We start from the raw sequence: 21,461 nt of genomic DNA on the forward strand, positions 1-21,461 counted from the left end.
TGCGATGAAGCTGAATCGGATTCTCACGGTGTGCGTGGCGGCGCTACTAACCGTACTGCCGTTGCGCTCTTACGGACAGGCGCCGACTGGTGAGCAGATTCGCTCGCGGATTCAGGCGTCTGGTTTGACGCCCGATCAGATTCGAGATCGACTTGCGAGTGCCGGATACTCGCGCACGCTACTCGACGGCTACCTAGGGTCTGTCGGCGGTGCCGCGCCAGCGCCCTCACAGGACATATTGGACGCGCTCTCGAAGCTCAGCCCTGAGGCAGTACGAGCCCAAGGCGTGACTGACGTGCCAGTCGAAAGCGGACTAGAGTCACGACCCAGGCCGCGCGACGACGGGGTGGTCGATGGGGTCAAGATCTTCGGTCTTGACGTGTTTCGTGCACGTTCGTCTCAGTTTCAACCGCTCTTAGCAGGCCCGGTTCCCGATTCTTACCGTCTCGGTGCCGGTGACCTGATGGTTCTTGTGGTCTCGGGGGACGTCGAACTCGTGCACAATCTCGAGGTGACTCGAGACGGCTTCGTCCTCATTCCTCAGGTTGGGCAGATCTACGTATCAAGTATGACGATGGCACAGGTCAAGCAGACGCTCAGGACACGTCTTGGAGCTGCTTACTCTGGCATTCGCACCGGGAGCACGCAGTTCGACCTGACGCTTGCGCGGCTCCGCACCAACCAAGTCTTTGTCATCGGAGAAGTCGTTCAGCCTGGCGCGTATCAGCTGGCCTCTGTAGCCACCGTCCTAAACGCCCTTTACGCGGCTGGTGGTCCCACCGAACGCGGCAGTATGCGTCAGGTGCGGGTTGAGCGGCAGGGCCGCACTATCGCGGTGTTTGATCTGTATGATTACCTGTTGCGCGGCGACACCAAGTCAGATCTCATGCTTGAGATGGGGGATGTGGTATTTGTGCCCGTCCACGGCGTCCGAGCGGCGCTTCAAGGCGCCGTCATCCGCCCGGCGATCTATGAACTCGCCAGTGAGCAGACTCTCACCGACTTGGTTGACGCAGCGGGCGGATTCTCACCGGAGGCCGCACTCCGAAGGATTTCAATTTCGCGAATTTTGCCGGCGGACCGGCGCGTACCTGGAGCACCTGATCGTGTCATTCTTGATGTTCCCGTTGAGCAGGTAGCCGGCGGGCGCGCGCCGGCTGTTCCGATTGCACCGGGAGACGAAGTCCACGTCTTCGAAGTTTCTACAAGCCGTCGGGCTATCGTGGAGTTGAAGGGGGCGGTGTATCAACCCGGCACGTTTGGATGGCGGCCCGGTCTCCGGATTAGTGAAGTCGTAAAGCTCGCGGGGGGAGTGAAGCCGGCCGTCCTCGCAGACATGGCGCACATAGAGCGACTCAATCAGGCGGACTCAACGCGCTACTTGATCCGCATTGGCGTGCCTGCCGACTCAACTCAGCCATGGCCCAATGATGTCGTGCTCGAAGAGTATGATGTCGTGACCATCTTTGGCCGGGAAAATCTGCGTCAGAATCGAACCGTCCATATAAGCGGCCTCGTTGACGCTCCGGGTACGTTCGAGTACACCGAGGGGATGACAGTTCGCGACTTAATATTGATGGCCGGTGGCCTGCTGGATGGCGCGTTGCTCGACACAGTTGAAGTTGCACGTCTCCCTCTCAACCGCAATAGTGGTCAGCTCGCGCGCATTTATCGGTTTCCGTTGGATTCGACGTATCTGTTTGAGCCGAAGGGCACAAGTTTTCGATTCCTTCCGGGGCCACCGGCGCGCGCTGCTGGTGCGACCGAAATCGTGCTCGAACCGTTTGACCGCGTGACGGTATTTCGGCAGCCTGAGTTTGAGTTGCAGCGCACCGTGCTGGTCGAAGGCGAAGTGGTTTTTCCTGGGACGTTCTCGCTTCTCAGCAAGACTGAGCGGCTGAGTTCGGTCATTCGGCGCGCCGGTGGGTTGTCACCTACCGCGTATGCGCGCGGTGCGCAGCTTGTGCGCGCCGCAGAGGACGCGGGAGCAGTGGACTTGAATCTCGAGGCTGCTCTCAGGGAGCCAGGTGGCCGGAGCGACCCGATCCTGAAGCCGGGCGATGTTGTCCGAGTCCCGGAATACAACGTTGTCGTGAAGGTTCGAGGCGGAGTCATCGATCCCGTTTCGGTGCAGTTCCGTCCCGGCGCCCGACTCAGCTACTACATCCGCGTGGCGGGGGGATACTCTCGGAGTGCTGACCGGTCAAGGGTGAGCATTCGCTATGCCAATGGTTCAGCAGACGTCAGGCGCAGGCAGTTGCTGCTGTTCCGAGTGGATCCGGAGGTGCAGCCAGGCGCTCTGATTACTGTCGGCGTGAAGCCGGACGCGGAGCCGTTGAACACAACCGCGTTCCTTGCGTCTCTAGCGCAGATTCTTGCTAGCACGGCGACGATCATTGTCATCATGAACCGATGAGCGGTGCTGTGGATATTACCGGCGTGCTTATGGGCAACACTCGCCCGCCCACGCAATGATCGAACTGTCGCTTGCGCTAGGTTCGATTGGCTGGATTTCATACTGCGTTTTCATCTATCCGATCATCGTCTCCATAGCTGGTCGGATGCGGCCGGTTGAGGTGCGCGCAGATTCGTTGTACATGCCGAAGGTCACTTTGATCGTGACCGCGCGGAACGAAGAAGCATCGGTTCTTCAGAAGCTCCGAAACGCGCTGGCTAGCGAGTATCCGGCGGATCGACTTCGCGTGCTACTAGTCTCGGACGGTTCCACGGACAGGACGGTTGAGCTCGCGAACGAGCTGAAATCTCTGAACGGCGAGAGGCTCGACATCTTGCCGTTCGCTGGCAGCCGAGGCAAGACCGCCGCGCTCATGGACGGTATCGAGCGCGTGCGACACTCATCCGACGTCATCGTGATTTCAGATGCGAACAGCATTTTCGCGCCGGATGCCGTGGCACGTTTGGTGGCGAACTTTGCCGATGAGCGCGTTGGCTGTGTGGCAGGCGAGCTAAGATACCAATCCAAGACCGGCGAGAAAGCTTATCGCGGTGTCGAGAACAAGCTGCGAGAGATGGAGAGTCGCATCGGAGTGTCGGTAGGTGCGGAAGGCGCGATCTACGCAGTCCGAGCAGCGGACGTTCCCACGATTCGAGGCGACTTGATTGACGACTTCACGATTCCATTGCTGATCCAGTCGCGCGGGAGACTGGTCGCATACGAGTCGTTGGCTGTGGCGAACGAGGAGTTCTTCCTCGATTGGCGGCAGCAGTACGCTCGAAGGAGGCGAATCGTGAATCGGTGCATTCGCTCCTCAGTTGTCGTTCCAGGGTTGTACAATCCATTTCGCACCCCCTTGGCGAGCTTCGCGTTCATATCGCATCGGCTAATGCGTTGGACAATCGCTGTGCCGTTGCTAACGTTGCTAGTCGTGGCCGCGTTGCAGGTTACCTCCGCATATCCATGGAATCTGATTGCCGTAACCCCAGCAATGTTCGCTGGATGGGTCGCATTAGGTACTCTCCTGCGCGATCAGAGTGGCGTCCCACGGGTGCTGAGCATGGGACTCTTCGGCACACTCGCAGTCACAGCAATGGCGCACGGGGTGTTCAGTGCCGTGCGGGGCGAGCGTGTAGTGCAGTGGAAACCACAACGGAGCTAACGGGCTTATTCGAGGCACCGGCGCGGCGTTGCGCGCTGAAGCCCTTCGCCTCTTTGCACGTGGCCATTGCTCGATGCCTGTCGTTGGCGCCGCGCTTGTGCGACTCGTCGGTTGAGTCCCTTGAGTGCGGTCATTGATCCAAAGCACCCAGTATGGGGGAAGTGGTATCGTGAAGCTTGCATTTGTTGGTTGCGGATACGTCTTCGATATCTATATGCGTACATTGCGCGCGCACCCAGAACTCGAGGTGTGTGGCGTGTTCGACATCGATGCGAATCGTCTTCGTGCTGTCTGCGATTACTACGGGCTGAGGTCGTATAGCTCGTATGAAGAGCTGCTACAGGATTCTAACGTCGCTGTTGTTGTCAATCTAACGAACATCTCGTCTCACTTTGCGGTCTCTCGTCAGGCGCTCTTGGCCGGTAAGCATGTCTACTCGGAGAAGCCGGTGACGACGAGTGTGGAGGAGACGCGCGAGCTATTTGCAATCGAGAAGGTGACAGGAGCAAAGCTGTATTCCGCTCCCTGCAATCTGTACAGCGATACGGTGCGAACAATCTTTAACGCCGTTGAGCAGGGGGAGATTGGGAAGCCACTGCTTGTGTACGCGGAGCTGGATGACAATCCGATTCATCTGATGGACTTTGAGAGCGTTAGGAGCCCGTCGGGAGCGTCGTGGCCGCTTCGCGAAGAGATCCTTGCTGGATGCACATTTGAGCACGTGGGCTATCACGTGTCGTGGATTTGCGCTCTGTTAGGTCCGGCTGTTTCCGTTGTCGCGTACTCAAACGAGTTGATTGACGACAAGACCAAGTCGCTCCCTGGTAAGGTAGGGACTCCGGACTTCTCGGTCGCGTGTCTTACGTTCGCGAACGGCGCCTCCGCACGCATCACATGCAGTGTGGTGGCTCCTCGCGATCACAGGATGCGTGTAATCGGCGAGAAGGGAGAGCTCTCATCTGACAGTTATCGGCGCTATCAGGCCGACGTGTACTTGGAGAAGTACACAAAGCGCAGTCTAACTGCGCGCAAGTTTCGCTCTCTGCGGGAACGGCCGGCTTTGGGGCGCCTGTTCGGAATTGGCGGGTCACGGCTCCCGCTAGTGCGGCATTGGAAGTCGCATGCCGTTGAGAGCAACTATTCGCGTCGGGCGGGTTTCGTTCAGCGCGCCGCGGATTGGGTACGGCGCCGCGAAGCCTACGCGCAGGACAAGATGCTTGGCATCGCGGAGATGGTGCGTGAACTGTCTACGGGTGCTGAACGCTATCTGACTTCAGGTTTCATCATGCACGTTAATGAGCTGACGTTGCTGATAAGTCGCGCAGGCACTCGCGGTACTGCAGCGGCTCCGACGACGACATTTCAGCCGATTGGACCTATTCCGGGATCTATCGTGCGGTGATTCGCAGTGTGTGGTGGCAGGAGTGCGCGAGTGGCTTGTCAGATGTCGTGCAATCCCGGGGTGCCGATAAACTGTTCTTCAACGCAGAGGTGTCGTTGTGCTTAAGTACACAGTCGTCGACGACCTGCGGCTCTCGTCGCTCGGACTCGGATGTTCGAAGTTTGGCTCCGTTCGTGGTGCCTCGCCAGCTGAAGTCGAACTCGTGGTCCGACGGGCACTGGACCTCGGAGTGACGGTCTTCGATACCGCATCGAGCTATGGCCAGGGAGATTCTGAGCGAATGCTTGGTCGTTTGCTTCGCGGCAGAAACGATGTCAGTGTCATGACGAAGGTCGGGAAGCTGGTGCCCCTCTCCGCAAGAGTGCTGCGGCCAGTAAAACCACTGATGCGGATGGCGGTCCGTCGGTCCTCGACTGCGGATTCTCTCGCAGTGACAGCGCGCGGGGACGCACTGCCGACATCCTTTGATGCTGGGCATTTGAATCGCGCGCTGGCGGGGTCGCTCCGGCGTCTCGGTCTATCGCGGCCTCCTGTCGTGATGCTCCACAGCGTTCCGACGGAAGTACTCGTGCGTGGGGAAGCCGTATCCGTTCTCGCCAAGGCTGCGGAACGAGGGGACGTTGGCATTGTTGGCGTCTCTGTCGATACTCCGGACGCCGCTGACGCGGCGCTCCGTGATTCGCGGGTGAGGATCGTGCAGGCACCGCTCTTCGGATCCGTTGATGCATTCATGAGCTGGTGTGCGAGGGCAAAGGCTGCTGGCAAGGTGGTTGTCGCGCGAGAGGTGTTGCACGGTATTGGCGGTGTTCCGGGTCCTGCGCGCGCCGCGTTCCTTAGAAGCGCCGTTCAGGGTGTGCTCCGCAGTGGCGGTGCAGACGTCTGCCTAGTGGGTACCTCCAAGCAGCAGCATCTTGCTGAGGCAGTTGGTGCAGTCGTCTAGGCTTGCGAAACCGATGGTGCTGCGAAGACTGCTCATTCTAGGAAGAGCTGCGGCGCGGCTCTCTGCGCGCATGTGGGCCTATCAGGTGAAGCGCGCTCTGCGCAATCGACTGTGCCGGATTGCGCCTACGATCTATGCGCGCCACATCGCTAGGGTCGCGCTTCAGAAAGTTCCGCCACTCAGTCGATTGCAGCCGTCAGAGCTCGCAGCGTCAGTCGCGGACTTCTATTTGGATGAGTATGCAGCCGATGTCGCTTACAGTGCTGCGGGGCGCATCACACTATTTGGTCGTACGGTAGACTTCGGAGACGTTTCAAGGATTGACTGGCACCAGACGATTCCCGATGAAACTGACCTGCACTTGTGGCGCATGAAGTTGGCGCATATGGGATTTCTGGCGCCAATGATCGCGTCAGGAAGCCCGGAATATCACTGGGCTGTGCAGCGGGCCATCGAATCGTTTCGGCTCCACTCACGGTTTGATGAGCCAGGCTGTTTTTCATCCTACTGGTTTCCATACAGTGTCTCACATCGGGTGCTCGCGGTTCTAAGTAGTCTGGTTGTCGGCATATCGCGGCATCCCTTGTCGGCAGATCTGGTGCGTCAGCTCGCGGAGTTCCTTCGCTGGAACGCAGCGTTTGTGCTCGCGAATATTGAGCACGAGTTGAACAACAACCACGTCGAGAGGAATCTCGCGGCCCTCTGCTTCTATTTCGAATTCTCAGATCGTCCTGGTGCGGGATTGTGCGCGCAGGTCGATGCGGAGGTGCGGCGTATCATGCGCGACACGATCTTGCCGGACGGGACGCAGATTGAGCGATCAAGTATGTACCAGGGCCTTTCGGTGATGGCTCTGAAGATATTCGCTAACGCGACGGTTCTCAGGGAAGAGACGAGAGCAACCGCGAGCGCTCTGTACGCAAAGGCCTCGAGGTCGTGGCAGACGATGTCTCACCCCGACGGTGAGATTGCGCTGTTCAACGATTCGTGGTGCGGCGAGGTGCCGAGTCCCGTGCGCATTCTGCGGGCGCGCCCGCTTCGTCAGTGTGAGCTGCTGCCGGATGCGGGATATGTACGCCTCGACTACGGCCCTTACTTTGCGCTATTCGACGCAGGTCCCATTGGCCCGAGCTGGAATCCAGCTCACGGGCACGCGGACTTCCTTTCTGTCGAGCTCGATGTTCTCGGCATCCGCTTCGTCGTGGACCCCGGTACGTACCAGTACTCGACGGGCGCGCGTCGTACGCGTGAAAGGGCAGCGCAGAGTCACAACGGACCTTGCTGGCAAGGCGTCGAGCCTGTCGAGTATTGGGGATGCTTCAAGGTGGGTCGGCAGGCAATCGCAGAACTCGGTAAGGTGGAGTGTTCCGAGCGAGATGCGCGGGCATCGGGAGCATTGGAGCTTCAAGAAGGTCTTGTGCGTCGGGAACTCCGCGTATCAGCGGAAGGTATCCGAGTTGCCGACTCGTGGCGCCGGCGATCTGCGGGTGCGCAACTGAGCGTGACGATCCAAGGTGAGTGGCTGCTTCAGCACTGGACGCCGCGATCTGCATCATTTTCTCGGGATGGAGTCCAGGTCAGACTAGACGTTGCGGCCGGGGCACTTGTCGATGCACGGGAAGGAGATTGGGCTTGTCGGTACTTGGAGAGCAGGCCCGCGACAGTCCTCATAATCGCACCAGAGTATAGCGGTGCGGAGGATGCTTCAGCTACCTGGAGCGTATGCGTTGAGAATGCAGCTGTGGTCTAGGATTCTGTGTCAGATCTCTTCTTCACGGACTTCTCGTAGTAGGGTCGATGCGCAGACGCAGAGGAAGGCGGTGAGCCCTGCGAAGTACGGAGCGAGCTGCCACGCAGAGGACATTGAGGAAATAACGAGAAATGCGACAAAGTAAGTGATGCCGCCGACGACGCCGCCGGATATAACGGTCCTGTTTCTGCCAGAGAACTGGAGCAGCAGACGGTTCCCGTACAAAGGGTAGTAGATCAGCATCGCGAAGGCAGCGACGATTACAAGATGTGCCGACTCTGCGTACGTTGGCCCAAGGTATAGCAGTGTTAGCTTTTTCGGGAGCGCCATCGCTCCTAGAACCACAGGGACCGCAAGAGAGGCAAACAGGACAAGAAGGAGCTGTCGTCGTTGAGCAAGTCGCTTCCAAGTGGTATGTCCTGAGCGGAAACCAGCCTGCATTATCGCTGAGACCACCAGCTCGCCGCGACCAAACAGCGACAGGAAGGCGATAAGAACGGAGTAGTCGACAGCGTCAACTCTGCCATGAAGTGTTAGTGAGGGTAATCTCGAGAAGCCAACGCCGAGCAAAGCCCCGATTGTCACTGGCACTGCCTCTCGTGCGTACTTCACCAAGTCTAGCGGAGCTTTGCGGTGCGTGTTGGGGTGGGGACGCACAAAGCGACGCGTGAGAAAGAACGCGGCAATTGTACGCAGGACGCCGAGACCGATAAGCAGCATGATCGCCGAAGTCGCCGTTAGCGGGCGCACGAGCGAAAATAGGTACAGGGCGACGATGCCTGTGAGGTACTCAGTGAGTATGAGCCAGAACTCAGTCTCCGCCTGAAAGTATCCGCGGAGCACGTTCATGAACACATCTCCCACTGGCATCGCAACGCCAAGCGCAAGTGCGATGAGGACGAGTCGAGTGTCCAGCGAGGGAACAACGAGTCCGATGAGTAGAACGACTACGGCCCAGGCGACGCTGGCGCCGAATTTCATCCAGAGTGCGGTTGCGACTCGGGATCGTACCGCGTGGGCGTCAAGAAGCTGTCCGCTTCGGAGCGCGCTAAACAGCGTAACATGCTGGCCGCCATCTGCCGCTTGCGAGAAAATCGCTGCGAGACTGTAGGCCAATAAGAAAGTCGCGAACTGCTCGGGTGCCAGAGCGCGACCGAGAAACGCGAACTGTAGAAGCACGCCAAACGGAGATGTAGCGCGTACTACTAGGTACTTTAGGAAGCGGTTGCCAAGAGCCAAGTCGGTCGCGTTCGAAGATGGACGCCCAGTGTTCAACAGTACCCAGCTGGAAGTGTTGGCGCGTGCCCGACCAGGTTAGATGTGCCGAGTCGTTCTGCTCAGGGAGCGTCTGTGCGATTAAGGCTACGGTTGCGAGCCTCTCGCCACGCGTTCAAGAACTCGGTAATGTCCGAAGTGCCGCTGTTGAGAGCTTGCCGAATGTGCACTTGCACAACGAGCCAGCCAAGACCGCCAGCTGCACCGACCACGAGCGCTACGATGAGACGAAAAAGGAGATAGATGTTGTCGGGTTCAGGGTCGACCGCTGGCCTTTCGACGAGACTAATGACCGGAGTGTTCCTGACCTCGGTGATGCGCGCTTGCTCAAACGATTGTGCCAGCGCCGTATAGACGCCCTGTCGCATCTGCACGATTCGTTGAAGCCTATCGTGCTCGAAAAGGAGTTCCGGTGAGGCCTGGAACGTGCGATTGCTTCTAAGAAACTGCTGCAGTTCGCGCTCTGCGCTGCGGAGTTCGTCCTCGGCAGACGACATCCGCTCGCCCACGAATTTGCGCTCCGCCGCCGCATCGGACTGACGTGTCTCGAGGTTGAATCGCGAGACTTCCTCCAGAACGCCGTTGATGATTGCTAGGGACAGGTCGGGCCACTTCGTCGTCGCGGAGAGTCTAACCACGCCAACGTCGAGACTCGCGGACGCCGAGACGCCTTTCTGCTTCAGCCATTCCATAGCAGCAAAGTTCTGCAGGTGCGGCTTCCTAGTCTCGAGCCGCAGGAGTTCAGCCAGGCTGCCGCTGAGCGTGCGGTTGAAGAAGATACCGAGCGTGTCAGCTACGGAGTATGGCCGAGCCGCAATGGAGCCAAGCACCTCGCGGGACTTCGCGAGTTCCACGTAAAACTGCGGCCCCGGCGCAGATGCAGAGGGTGACCCCAGGCTGACACCGAACTGGCCTGCGAGGCTTGCCAGCGACGACGATAGTTGAAGCTGATCGCCCTGCGGCATAAATGTGGCTCTGGCGGTCCACGTGCGAGGAAGAACCATGCTGACCACCAGCACCAGTCCCGCCAGGCCGAGCGCCGCACGCAGAATCGTACGGCGACCGCGAATGATCACGGTGCCGAGATTGGCAAGTGAGATCTCGGCATCGTGCCAACTAGGCACCGCATCAGTGCCAGCAGTTTCTGTCACGCGTTTCTCCAAGGGTGTCGTGCGTTCTGCAAATCTAAGCGTATTGACGTTGCTTGTCGTCAGATTGACGCACCAGAGACTGCGTGCTGAACAGCGGGTTCCCGACGAGGCCAAGTAGGAGCCAGAATGGGGGGTACGCCAGGGGGAAGCTCTGTGCCCACGTGTAGAAGAGCATCAGTGCGCACGCCCATTTCAGACGAACCGTACTCTTTGCAACCCGATGCGCGAGCATGAGCATGACCGAGACGCCGAGGATCCCATACTCAACAAGAAGCTGCGCAATGACGCTCGATGGGTTGGTTGCAAGAGTGCGCTCCATGGCAGTCGCGTAGTAGGCCGGCAAATTCAACTTCCCTGCTAGGCCGTACTCTGCGTAAAGCTGCGGGCCAACGGTCAGGAAACTGCCAGCGCCGAAGCCGAGTCCTTTCGACTCCATCACGGCGAGCACGCCGATCAGGTTGTGAACGAAGCGATATGAGAAGGTGGTGTGCAATAGGAGTTCCGGCGCGCTCAATGCGAGCATCAACAATGCCACGCCCCGATTGTTCTGGAGGAAGTTCGACGCGGTCGCTGCCGCAACAAGACAGGCGCCAACCAATAGAATCCAAAGCAGAGACCGTCGGGCGCTGCCTGTGTAGACCACGAAAATGGTTAGTGCGACCGTAGCTAGCGCAATCACCCCAGAGCCGGACTTCGATAGGAAGACGCAAGCGACCGCGGTTCCGGCCGCGAGCGGCATGAGACGCGTTACTTTGGAATCCCGAATGTCAGAACTGCGCACCAGCAACGCGAAGAGGAAGAGATACACGGCCGTGAAGCCAAAGTCGGTCGCTTCTGGCGCTAAGCTGGCGGCACCACGATCCTCTCGAATTGTGTCGCGGACGGGAACGAGTGGTGATACGATTGACCAGAAAGTTGGCTCCGACATGTATTGGAGCACGGCGAAGAACGCGTACACAGTAGTGGCCAAGAGCACCACCTTGCCCAGTGAGCGAGGGCGCACTCGCTGTCCGAGGAACACCAATCCGGTTCCGAGTAGAAACGCCGCACTCTTACGAATGTAAAAGAGCAGCGAGGCGTTGATTGCCGGGTTAACGTGTACCAGAAAGATGATCCCAAAGATGACAAGCGCGAGGTTCTCTCTGCGCATGCGCGGCGTGCGTATGCGTGTAATCGCCATCCAGGTCACGGTGGCCCAAGCGAGTAAGGGGGCCCAGGGTTGGACCTCTGCTGGAAACCGGATCAGCGGTGACACATACGGGAAGACAACTGCGAGAAGAATTACGAACTCCAATCCATTGGGCAGTCGATCAGCACTGTCCAAGTGAATGCCGACCTCAGGCCAGCGGCTGACACTGCCTCGAGCTTCTGACGGGAAGGGAGTCGCGTTGGCGGACATGTGGAGTTGAGATTAGACCGGTTGCCGCACCCAATACAGGGCCGCACTACACTCGTGTGGAGGCTGCAGCAAGCGTGCAATGGCCGTCAGTTTCCATCACTGCCTCGCGCGCCAGTCGCGGAAGGCGTCTTCTAACGTGAACTGCGGCTTCCACCCTCGGCTCACAAGTCGCTTTGTCGAGATGTTGGTGTCGTTGTAGAGCTTCTGGATGCGCCGCGGGTGGATTGCGAAACGACGGCCGAGTGGGTCGAACAGTGCGACGATGGACGCGAGAGCCAACGCGAGGCCGTACGGAACTGTCGGAGGCGATCTTCGGATTCCCCAGGCGTCCGCAATTGCCTGCACGATATCGCGAATGCTCGTTTCTTCTGGGTAGACCGCGTGCAGAATCTCGCTGCTCTCGCCTGCCGCGAGTGAACTGACAATGAGTTCGGCGAGGTCTGTCACGTAAATACAGCCTTTCTTCGTGTCGCTTCGGCCCATGAACGCAAAGGAACGGCGGCGAACAGCATGAACTAGGCGCGTCATATTTCCGTAGTCGCCAGGGCCGAACACCACTCCCGGGCGAATAATACTTAGTCGTCGACGCGGAGCGCTGGACTGCCACTGCAACAGAGAGCGCTCCGCGAGGAGCTTACTCATGCCGTACGCTGTGTCGGGGTCGCAGAGGTCATCCTCAGCGCGGCGTGACGGTCCTGCGGCAAACACCATCATCGTGCTTGTGAATACAATCGACCGGACGCCGCAATCGCTTGCTGCGTCTATCAGCCTGTCGGTTCCCTGAGCATTCACCCTGAAATAGTCACGCCAGGGAAACCCCGGCTCCTTGCACAGCGCTGCAAGGTGGACGATGTGAGTTACACCCTGCTCGCGGATTACACTTGCAATGTCGCAGTCGAGCAGATCCCCGCGCACTGCTACCGCGCAGCGGCTTGCAGGTGTTTCAGCGATGTCGAGACCGACTACGCGCCGATTAGGAAACCGCTGGTTCAGCAAGCGCGTGACATGTCCGGCGATGAATCCCGCAGAACCCGTAAGGAGAATGGCTCCGGGAGGACGAACTTCTTCGCTCACACACTACCTCGATGAGTGGATGCTGAACCTTGTCGTGCGCAGCGAGGCGGCCTGAAGGGCGCTGTGCGTGGAAGCCTCGCAGCTCTGCGACGTATTTCTGATTGCACGCGAGTGTGCAGTCGCGAAGGTGATTGCGTCGTGCGATAAGGGCACGTTGCTGTTGCAGCAATCACGAGCGCCACAAAGGCGCGAGGCCCCAAGCTTAGAATGCACCCCGACCGCGAAGGACCGCAGGGAGTGTCAACATCAGAATCCAGAGGTCAAGTGCCATAGACCAGCGCTCAATGTACTCACGATCCAGGCGCACGACTTCTTCGAAGTCCGTCACCGAACTACGCCCTTTCACCTGCCAGAGGCCTGTAATGCCCGGCTTTGCTCCCAGTCGCGCGAAATGGTGCTCGAGATAATCCTTGAGGTCGGCTTCGAAGAACGGTCGTGGTCCAACTAAGGACATATCGCCGATGAGAACATTCCACAGCTGCGGAAACTCGTCGATGCTCCACTTGCGGAGGAATCGGCCAAGCTTCGTGATTCTTGGGTCTCCGGGAATCTTGAAGAGTCGAGGATCTCCGCTCGCGTTTAAGTGCGCGAGTTGCTGCTTAATCTCGTCGGCGTCCGCTCTCATCGTGCGGAACTTGAAGACGCGGAATACACGGCCCGCGTATCCCACTCGTTCCTGCGAAAAAAGTACGGGCCCCTTGGAGTCGAGTTTGATCGCCACGGCCACGACTGCGAACAATGGCGAAAGCATGGTCAAGCCAACGAGCGATCCCGCAATGTCCACCGCGCGCTTCACAAACAGCTGCCAGCCGCGAAGGGCGGGTACCGTCAGCTCCACGAACGCGCTCCCGCCGTACCAGACGAGGTCCGTGCGCTCCTGAACCACACCGCTCACCCGCGGTACCGCCAACACACGAATACCAGACGCGATTCCCACCTCGACAATCGCCTCGAAGACGGCAGGGCTGTACTCACCGCACAAAACGAGGGTGTCGGCGTTCTCCGTGGACAGCGCATCGTGGACGACCGTCAATGCGTCCGCCGGCTCCAACTCGTTCGGATCCCCACGCTGCGGCAGGTTCACCCAACGTGTGTGCCGCCCGCGGTTCCGGCCGAGCAACAAGTCGTGAACCGCCCGTGCTTCCTCGTCGGTCCGATCGCCCACGAACACCATCGGATCGCCATCGGCCGGCGTCTGGAAAACCAGCTTCACCGCAGCATCGAAGGCCAGGCGCCCGATTGAAATCGCGCTCCACAGCAGGGCCAGGATCAAGAGGCCCTGCAGAAGCACCACGTGCGTGGTATCCACCCAGAGCGTCGCCCACAGCGAGAGCGCCACCGCCAGCGCGCTACCCTTCGCGATGCGCGCGACGTCGCGACGCTGGTCGCCGCGGCCATACGCGCCAAACATCATCAGCCCGAGCACCAGCGCCACGGAAAAGTTGACGCCGCCGAGGATCCCCTTCGGGAACACCGAAGCCAGCGACTGCGCCACCGCAGTGCCGTACACGGCCTCATCGCGAAGCAAACGCACCGCGCCGCGCAACATCACGAACACCCCGAGGTCCAGCGTCACCAGCGCGACGAGCCGCACCAACGCCCGCATCGCGTGCCGACGCGTGGACTCCGGCGCCCGCCGCTGCAGCATCAGCCGCGTCGGCATTGTCGACGACTCAAAGATGCGCGGGCCGGAGGACCGGCGCCGACGCCCAGAACTACGTCCCGTCGCGGGAGCTGAGGGATCAGCCATCGAGGTCACTTCCAGGGTCGAGCACCGCGCCAACGGTGCCGGCGAGAATCGCCAAGTCACTGCGCAGATCCCAACTGCGCACATAACGCAGCTCCATCTCCGCACGCGCCGGATACCCCACGTGGTGGCGGCCGTTCACCGCCCAGGCGCCCGTCATTCCGGGGCGCACCGAAAGCAAGAGGCGCTCGGAACCGCGATAGTGCTCCAACTCATCTTCCACCACCGGCCGCGGGCCCACCAGCGACATCTCGCCCACCAGCACGTTGAACAGCTGCGGCAACTCGTCCAGCGAGCTGCGACGCAGCAGCCGCCCCAGCCGCGTCACCCGCGGGTCTAGGTCGTCGGGCAGCTTGTAGTTGTTCTGCCGGTACAGCTGCTTCAGGTCGGCGTCAGCGGCCAGCACACGCTCGGCGTCGTCCTGCATCGTCCGGAACTTGAGACAGTCAAAGACGCGCCCGTTGCGACCGACGCGGCGATGGCGGAACAGGGCGGGGCCGGGGGTCTCGAGACGAATCAGGGCCGCAATGGCGAGCAGCAGCGGGGCTAGCAGCACAAGGCCGAGTGCTGCCGCCGTGCAGTCCACCGCGCGCTTGAGCGCCGACTGAAACCTGCTCTGCCGATGCTGCGCGAGCTGCACCAGCGGCGCCTCGCCCTCCCACACCACCCGCGGACGCTGCCCAGCGACCAGCTCGCTGGGCATCACGGCCAGCAGACGGCAGCTGTGCAGCAGGGACAGGTCGCCCACCGCGCGCATCGTCTCGACGCCGATCGGCCCGGCCACCATCACGATGCCGGCGTCGTGCTCGATGAGCAGGCCGTGAAGCGACTCGGCGTGGGCGCGCACATCCTCGTCTTCCTCGCCCACCGTCACCGCTCCCACGATCCGGAACCGCTCGCTCATCGCCGGGTGCTCCAACGCACGCGGGATGTCCGCCGCCTTCCCGACCACCACCACCGAGTCGTTACTCTTCAACGAATACACGGACCGACTGCGGACCACAGAAGGCGGGCGCGATACGGGCGTCTGCTCGGGTGTCATCGGGTGGGGTGGGTGGAGTCAAGAAGCGGACCCAGAAGGTACCAGTTAGCGCCCCCGGCGACAATAAGGAATGTTGCATAAGTGGTGTGACCTAGGACACATAGCTATCCTCGACCTGTGCTAGCCCTCGCTCTCCTCCTCCAGACGGGTGTTGCAGTCCCACCCGAAGCGCCTGACCGCGAGCCCCAGTGGCCGCGGCTTGAGGCGGTGTCGGCTCGGGTCGTCCAGAACAGCGACTTCCCTTGGGCGCCGGCAAATGGGCCGGTCTGGACGGGCCGAGGCACGACTGTCTCGCTCTCCGCCTCGGGATCCTGGCGCTGGCGCTGGCTCTCCGCTCGCCTGGCCCCGGTGCTCTGGCAGGCCCAGAACTCTGAGGTGGCCCTGATTCCCGGCGCGGGAACGCCCGGGAGCCCGTTTGCCGACCCGATGCGGCCCCGGGGCATCGACCTCCCTCAGCGCTTCGGTCCCTCCAGTGTGGGCCGGATTGACCCCGGTGAATCGGCCCTCGAGGCGCAGGCCTTCGGCCTCCGTGCGGCCTTCACCTCGGCGCAACGCAGCCTCGGGGTCTCGGACCACCACTCGATCCTGATGAGCCCCACGGCTCCGGGTTTTCCGCGCATCGAGCTGGGCACTGCGCGGCCCTGGGCGACTCCGTTGGGCGACTTTCAGGGCACGCTCGCTGCGGGAAGGCTCGCCCAGACGCCCTGGGCACCCCAGCGCCGAGTCGGCGCGCGCAGCGGGACCTTCATCGAGGGCCGCTGGCGGCCCTTCCGCTCGCCAAGGCTCGAACTCGGTGTGGCCCGATTCTACCACCAAGATTGGCAGGGCTGGCGGCTCGGCGATTTCGCCATCCCATTCGGCTCGCTGTTCTTTGACGACCAGCGATTCGGCAACGGCGCTCCGGACAACCAGCTCGCCTCGCTCTTCGGCGCGCTGCGCCTCGACGAAATCGGCCTCGAGCTCTGGGGCGAGTTCGGGAAGAACGACCGCTCGACGGACCTCCGCGACCTCGCCCTGGAGTTTGAGCACACCACGGCCTGGCTGGTCGGCATCAAGCGCAGCTGGGCCGGGGCGGGAGACCTGCGCTGGGAGTTCCACGCTACGGCCGCCTCTGGCAGGTTCCCGGCATCGGTGCTGTTCCGCCCACCGGTCGAGACGTTCTACGACCACAACATCCTCACGCAGGGGCACACGCACCGTGGACTGCTGCTCGGCTCGTACCTGCTCGAGCGCAACGGAGGAGCCGAGTTGCGACTGGATCGCATCTCCGATGCGCAGCACTTGACCTTCCGGCTTGCCTCCCGCGACCTGAATCAGACGCGTGGCGTGATCGTGCCCGAGGCGCGGCTCCGGCAGGAGTGGTCCGTCGTCGCGGACTGGACCCGCAAGCGCAGCGACCGCCTCGACCTGTTTGTCCGCGCAGGCCTCGTGGCGGACATCAACCGGCACCCCACGCGCGGCGACGCGTACAACGCCGTGCTCGCCACTGGGGTCACCTGGCGCCCCTGACGCCTACGCCGTTGCTGGGGACCCGCGGGGCAGGTTACGCTTGTCGGATGCGGATTCCCGTCTTCATCGCTGCGGCGCTGCTCGCCTCCGCGCCGATCGCCAGTGACGCCCAAGGCGCCCCCCTCCGCCCCGGCGACCGCATCCTCGTCACGCTCCGCGACACCTCCGACATCGCGACCGTCCGTCACGACGGCCGCGTCGTCCTCCCGATTGTCGGTACACTCTCCCTCGTCGGCCTCGCCCCCGCAGCCGCCGAAGACAGCATCACCCGCGCCTACGCCGCCTTCACCCGCCGCCCCGACATCCGCGTCTCCGCCCTGCGCCGCATCACGGTGCAAGGCGCAGTCCGCCGCGCGGACGTCCTCTACCTCGATGCCACGTCCGGCCTCGCCGAGGCGCTCGCGATGGCCGGCGGCGTTTCCGAGACGGGCCACCTCGGCAAGGTGGATCTCTTCCGCAACGGGCAATCCGTGGGCCGCTACGACGCCCGCACGCCGGCCACCACCGGCGTCGCACTTGAGAGCGGAGACCTCATCCTCGTCGGCGAACGCTCCTGGTGGAGCCGCAACCCGGGCGTGATCGTCTCCATCGTCAGCTCGCTGCTCACCGTCGCCGTGGTGCTCGCGCAATGACCGACGGCAGCGCCGACCTCGAGATTACCGACCTCTCCCGCGCGATCGTGCGGGGCGTGAAGACAATCGCGATTTGCGCCGGCGTGGGCCTCGTGGCCGCTGCGCTGGTGCTCGCGTTTGCCCCCGTGCGCTTCGACGGCCGCGCGATGATCCTCGCCCGCACCAAGCAGGCCTCGGTGGGCGGCGTGGTGCGCGAGCAGTTCGGCGCGCTGGCCCACCTGGCCGGCGATGCCCTCGGACTCGGCGAGGGCGGCGACCCGATCAAGACGGAAATGGCGCTGCTGCAGAGCCGCGCCCTGCTGGGGGATGTAGTCGATTCGCTGGCGTTGCAACTGCGGCAGGGGCGCGTGAATCCGCTCTCGCTGGGGATGCTGCCGCCCGCCGAAGGCCGCTTCGCCCCGCGCAAGATCAACGCCGGCGACGCGGGGATGGTGAAGGTGGTGGACCGCGAGGACGCGATCGACGACCTCCGCAAGCGTCTTACGGTGCGCATCTACGGCGGCGAGACGATCGAGATCAGCTATCGCTCGCGGGATTCGCTCTCGGCCGAGTTGGTGCCGAACCTCGTGGCCCAGCGCTATCTGGAGCGGCGGCGCACGGTGGACCGCGGGCTCAATCAGCGGCGGGCGGAGTTCCTGGAGGCGCAGGTGGATTCGGTGCGCCGAGCGCTGTCCGAGGCGGTGGATGTCGCGAGGCAGGAAGCGCAGCGTGGCGCGGGTGTGGCGGCGGAGGCCTACGAGGCCTCGGAGCTGGAGCAGCGCACGGCCTTGCAACTGCGCCTCGCCGAGACCCGCGCTGAGTTGGGCGCGCTGGAGGCACTGCTGCGCGACGTGGCCGCCAACGATCCGCAGCGCATCGCCGGCTTCCCGGCGCTGCTGCGCTCGCCGGCGGTGAACGAACTGGTGGCCGAGCTCGGCCGCCGCGAGACCGAGCGCACGCTGCTGCGCGCCTCGGCCACCGACCGCGACCCGCGGGTGCAGGCCCTCGGCGAGGCCATCGAGGGCCTGCGCGCCCAGCTCGTGCCGATGGCGCTCACTTACGCGGGCGCGCTCGCGCGTCAACAGGACGCCTACGAGCAGCGCATCGCCGAGTCCGAGGCGCGCGGTCGCGCACTCCCGGCCTCGGCGGCGCGGGCGCTGCTGGCGCAGGTGGAAGTCGAACGGCTCACCAAGCTGCACCTCGCCCTCGGCGCACAACTCCTCGAAGCCCGCCTCGCCGCCCTCGGCGAGGGCGGCGACGTGCGCATCGTGGACCGCGCCGTCGCACCGCGGAAGGTGAGCTTCCCGCGCCGCGGCATCACGCTCGCGGTCGGCCTCGCCGCCGGCCTCGCGCTTGGCCTCATCCTGGCCCTCATCCCGTTGATGGGAGCCCGGCCGGCGGAGAGCTAGGTGCGCATCGGCACGCGCGGACTGGCTGCCGCCGCGGCCATCGGACTGGCCTTGGGCAACCTGGGCCGCGTGCCGGGCATCTCGATCGGCGGGCGCGGCGGCGCGATCAGCCTGCTGGACCTCACGTTGATTCCGCTCTGGCTGCTGCTGCTGGTGACGCTGGGGCGGGGCACGCGGCGCTGGCGGCTCGATGCTTTCTCACTGGCGGGGCTGGCCTTCGTGAGCGTCGCCGCGCTGAGCACCGTGCTCGCGGGCCCCAAGTGGCAGCTCGGGCTGGGTGAGCACGCGGGCGTGGCGGCCTTCTTGCTGCGCTGGGTGCTGTATGCGGGCTGGTACCTGCTCATCGTCACCGACCCCGAGCCCGACGACGCCGGCCGCGCCGCCTGGGGGATGATGGAGAAGGCCGTCGTCGCCGTGCTCCTGTTCGGATTCTTCCAAAGCGCCTTCCTGCCCAACTTCGCGATGCTCACCGAGGGCATCACCGGCCTGACCTTCGACTACCAGGGCCGCCGCCTCGTGAGCACGATGCTGGATCCGCACTTTGCGGGCGGCCTGTTGATGATCCTCCTGCTGATGCGCGTGGCGCTGGAGGCCGAGGGCATCCGGACGAATCGCTGGCTGCTGCTGGGGCTGGTGCTGGGGCTGTTGCTGACGCTCTCGCGCGCGTCGTGGCTGGCGCTGCTGCCGGCGCTGCTGGTGATCGCGGCGGCGCATCGGTTCCGCGGGCCGTTGATGCGGCTCGGGCTTGTCGGCGGCGCGGTGACGCTCGCGCTCTTGCCGGGCCTGCTGTGGTTCGGCGGGCAGTTCAACAAGTTCGAGGTCGACGGCTCGGCGTTGATGCGCTTCATCCCTTGGCTGCGGGCGGGCATTCTGGTGCGCGATAACCCCGTGCTTGGCGTGGGATTCAATGCCGCTGGGCCGGCGCAGCGCGCGTACGGGTGGGAGACCTTCGGCGGCGCGAGCGTGTCGATGGACGGAGGGCTGTTGTTTATCGCCGTGATGACGGGCCTGCTGGGCCTCACGGCCTTCGTGTGGATGCTCTGGGCCTTCTTTGCCGCGGCGCGGCGGTCGTGGCGTTCGCCCAGCGTGCCGGCGGAGCGGCGGGCCTTCGCGCTGGGCGGCTGGGCGGCGATGGTGGCGATCCTCGTGCACTCGATGTTCGGCAACGACTTGCTCATTCCTTGGCTGATGCTGCCGCTGTGGATCGTGCAGGGTCGCGTGTTGGCGACGGCGCCGCGGGCGGTGCCGGCGGCTGGGCTGCGCTCTCTTGGAATTGTGCCGGCCGCGGGGCTGCGCGCGCCTGTGATGCTGCTCGTGCTGGCCGGCCTGCCATTTCTCGCCGCCTGTGATCCCTGCGCCGGTGTGGCCGGGTGCCGTGTGGAGGCGCAGCGCGGTCTCACCGGGACCATTGTCCGCGCCGAGGGGCAGACGCCGCGTGCGGGTGTGGCCGTGTTCGTCGGCACGCTGTACACCGAGACCGACGCCGCCGGCCGCTGGGTACTCAACATTCCTGGCGCCACCGACACCACGGTGACCGTCACCGTCGCCGCGCCCGGCGAGCCGCCGTATGAGATCGCGAATGTGGCCGTGCGCAGCTCGCGCGTGGCCGGCGAGGCGCAGGAGCTGGGGCTGTGGTACGACCGTCCCGTGGTGAACTACGTGGCCGGCGTGGCGCGGGGCAGCACGCTGATTCCCGGCGTCAACGTGCGCTTCACCACCGACTCCGCGCTGGGCGGGCACGTGTACGAGGGCAGCGCGCCGGGCGGCTACTTCTGGCTCAAGGGCCTTGCCGATGTCGTCGGCCCCGTGCGCGGCACGCTGCGCCTGCAGGGCGGGGGGCTGGGCACGCGCAACTATCCCGACGTCACCATCCTCGCCGACCACAAGGTGGAGCCCGAGCGCATCCGTGGCACCTTCCAGGTGGATGTGAAGGCGGCGTACGGCGGCAACGTGATCCATCGCGGCAATGGAACGACTACGCCAGGCGCCACCGTGCGCTTCACCCGTACCGGCGGTGTGCCGCTGGTCACGAGCCCCGTGACCACCACGACTGTGTCCAACGGGTTCTTCGTGATCGAGCTCGAATACCAGGGTAAGGGCGAGACCATCGGTACGCTCACCATCACGCCGCCCACCGGCACCGCCTACACCTACCCCGACTTCCGCTTCAGTACCTACGACTCCACCGCGATCCGCTACATCGGCCTCGTCGCGCACGGCCACCGCTGGGAGTACCTCGCCCGCGTGGCGCGCGAGAGCGATTCCACCGCCATCGCGTGGACGCCCTTCACGTTCACGCGTACCTCTGGCCTCGCGATCACGCCCAACACCTTCAACGGGATGACCAACGGCCAGGGTGAGTTCTTCATCAAGGCCAGCGTCAGCGGTACCGGCTCCGTGACCGGCACCGTGACGTTCAACCCCGTGGGGCAACCGTCGTTCTCGGGCGGCAGCTACACTCTGAGCACCTACGCCGGCGACGTGCCGCCGCTGCTGCCTGTGCGTTACGTCGCCGTGCCGTGAGGCGCGCCAAGC

The 21,461-nt window shown here is 63.1% G+C and carries 15 protein-coding genes; 9 read left to right on the forward strand and 6 right to left on the reverse strand.

What is annotated here, in order from left to right; all coding sequences use genetic code 11:
• Window positions 1-4: 4 nt before the first annotated feature.
• The 5 genes from KF689_05280 (at window position 5) to KF689_05300 (ending at window position 7,709) form a co-directional block, all read left to right on the forward strand.
• On the forward strand, window positions 5-2,416 hold the full coding sequence (locus tag KF689_05280; GenBank protein MBX3132783.1) for an SLBB domain-containing protein: 2,412 nt from the start codon (window positions 5-7) through the stop codon (window positions 2,414-2,416).
• A gap of 55 nt (window positions 2,417-2,471) precedes the next feature.
• Window positions 2,472-3,617 (forward strand): glycosyltransferase, encoded by a 1,146-nt coding sequence (locus tag KF689_05285; GenBank protein MBX3132784.1) that lies wholly within the window; start codon window positions 2,472-2,474, stop codon window positions 3,615-3,617.
• A gap of 124 nt (window positions 3,618-3,741) precedes the next feature.
• The gene (locus KF689_05290; GenBank protein MBX3132785.1) at window positions 3,742-5,019 is read left to right on the forward strand and encodes a Gfo/Idh/MocA family oxidoreductase; all 1,278 of its coding nucleotides are present in this window, start codon (window positions 3,742-3,744) and stop codon (window positions 5,017-5,019) included.
• 97 nt (window positions 5,020-5,116) lie between these two features.
• Entirely contained in the window at window positions 5,117-5,959 is an 843-nt protein-coding gene (locus KF689_05295; protein ID MBX3132786.1) for an aldo/keto reductase, read from the forward strand.
• A 13-nt stretch (window positions 5,960-5,972) separates the two neighbouring features.
• Window positions 5,973-7,709: a heparinase II/III family protein gene (locus KF689_05300; GenBank protein ID MBX3132787.1), complete on the forward strand. Its 1,737-nt coding sequence runs from the start codon at window positions 5,973-5,975 to the stop codon at window positions 7,707-7,709.
• A 9-nt stretch (window positions 7,710-7,718) separates the two neighbouring features.
• On the opposite strand, the gene KF689_05305 is transcribed toward KF689_05300, so the two are convergent.
• The 6 genes from KF689_05305 to KF689_05330 form a co-directional block, all read right to left on the reverse strand.
• Complete coding sequence (locus KF689_05305) at window positions 7,719-8,690, reverse strand: hypothetical protein (GenBank protein MBX3132788.1); 972 nt, start codon at window positions 8,688-8,690, stop codon at window positions 7,719-7,721.
• A gap of 356 nt (window positions 8,691-9,046) precedes the next feature.
• Entirely contained in the window at window positions 9,047-10,135 is a 1,089-nt protein-coding gene (locus tag KF689_05310; protein MBX3132789.1) for a hypothetical protein, read from the reverse strand.
• 34 nt (window positions 10,136-10,169) lie between these two features.
• Complete coding sequence (locus tag KF689_05315) at window positions 10,170-11,324, reverse strand: hypothetical protein (GenBank protein MBX3132790.1); 1,155 nt, start codon at window positions 11,322-11,324, stop codon at window positions 10,170-10,172.
• Between the two features lie 306 nt (window positions 11,325-11,630).
• A complete protein-coding gene (locus tag KF689_05320) occupies window positions 11,631-12,608 on the reverse strand; it encodes an NAD-dependent epimerase/dehydratase family protein (GenBank protein MBX3132791.1) in 978 nt (325 codons plus the stop codon).
• A 202-nt stretch (window positions 12,609-12,810) separates the two neighbouring features.
• Window positions 12,811-14,202: an exopolysaccharide biosynthesis polyprenyl glycosylphosphotransferase gene (locus KF689_05325; GenBank protein ID MBX3132792.1), complete on the reverse strand. Its 1,392-nt coding sequence runs from the start codon at window positions 14,200-14,202 to the stop codon at window positions 12,811-12,813.
• 148 nt (window positions 14,203-14,350) lie between these two features.
• Window positions 14,351-15,340: a sugar transferase gene (locus KF689_05330; GenBank protein MBX3132793.1), complete on the reverse strand. Its 990-nt coding sequence runs from the start codon at window positions 15,338-15,340 to the stop codon at window positions 14,351-14,353.
• Window positions 15,341-15,514: 174 nt separating this feature from the next.
• On the opposite strand from KF689_05330, the gene KF689_05335 reads away from it, so the two are divergent.
• From KF689_05335 to KF689_05350, 4 genes are read left to right on the forward strand one after another with little or no spacing between them, the layout of a single operon-like run.
• Window positions 15,515-16,906, forward strand: coding sequence for a hypothetical protein (locus KF689_05335; protein ID MBX3132794.1), 1,392 nt, complete (start codon window positions 15,515-15,517; stop codon window positions 16,904-16,906).
• 47 nt (window positions 16,907-16,953) lie between these two features.
• Window positions 16,954-17,538 (forward strand): polysaccharide biosynthesis/export family protein, encoded by a 585-nt coding sequence (locus tag KF689_05340; protein ID MBX3132795.1) that lies wholly within the window; start codon window positions 16,954-16,956, stop codon window positions 17,536-17,538.
• On the forward strand, window positions 17,535-18,926 hold the full coding sequence (locus KF689_05345) for a hypothetical protein (protein MBX3132796.1): 1,392 nt from the start codon (window positions 17,535-17,537) through the stop codon (window positions 18,924-18,926). Before KF689_05340 ends, KF689_05345 begins: the two co-directional genes overlap by 4 nt.
• Window positions 18,927-21,449, forward strand: coding sequence for an O-antigen ligase family protein (locus tag KF689_05350; protein ID MBX3132797.1), 2,523 nt, complete (start codon window positions 18,927-18,929; stop codon window positions 21,447-21,449). It begins immediately after the preceding gene.
• The last annotated feature ends 12 nt before the right edge of the window (window positions 21,450-21,461 follow it).

Source organism: Gemmatimonadaceae bacterium (assembly GCA_019637355.1).
Taxonomy (GTDB): Bacteria; Gemmatimonadota; Gemmatimonadetes; order Gemmatimonadales; family Gemmatimonadaceae; genus Pseudogemmatithrix.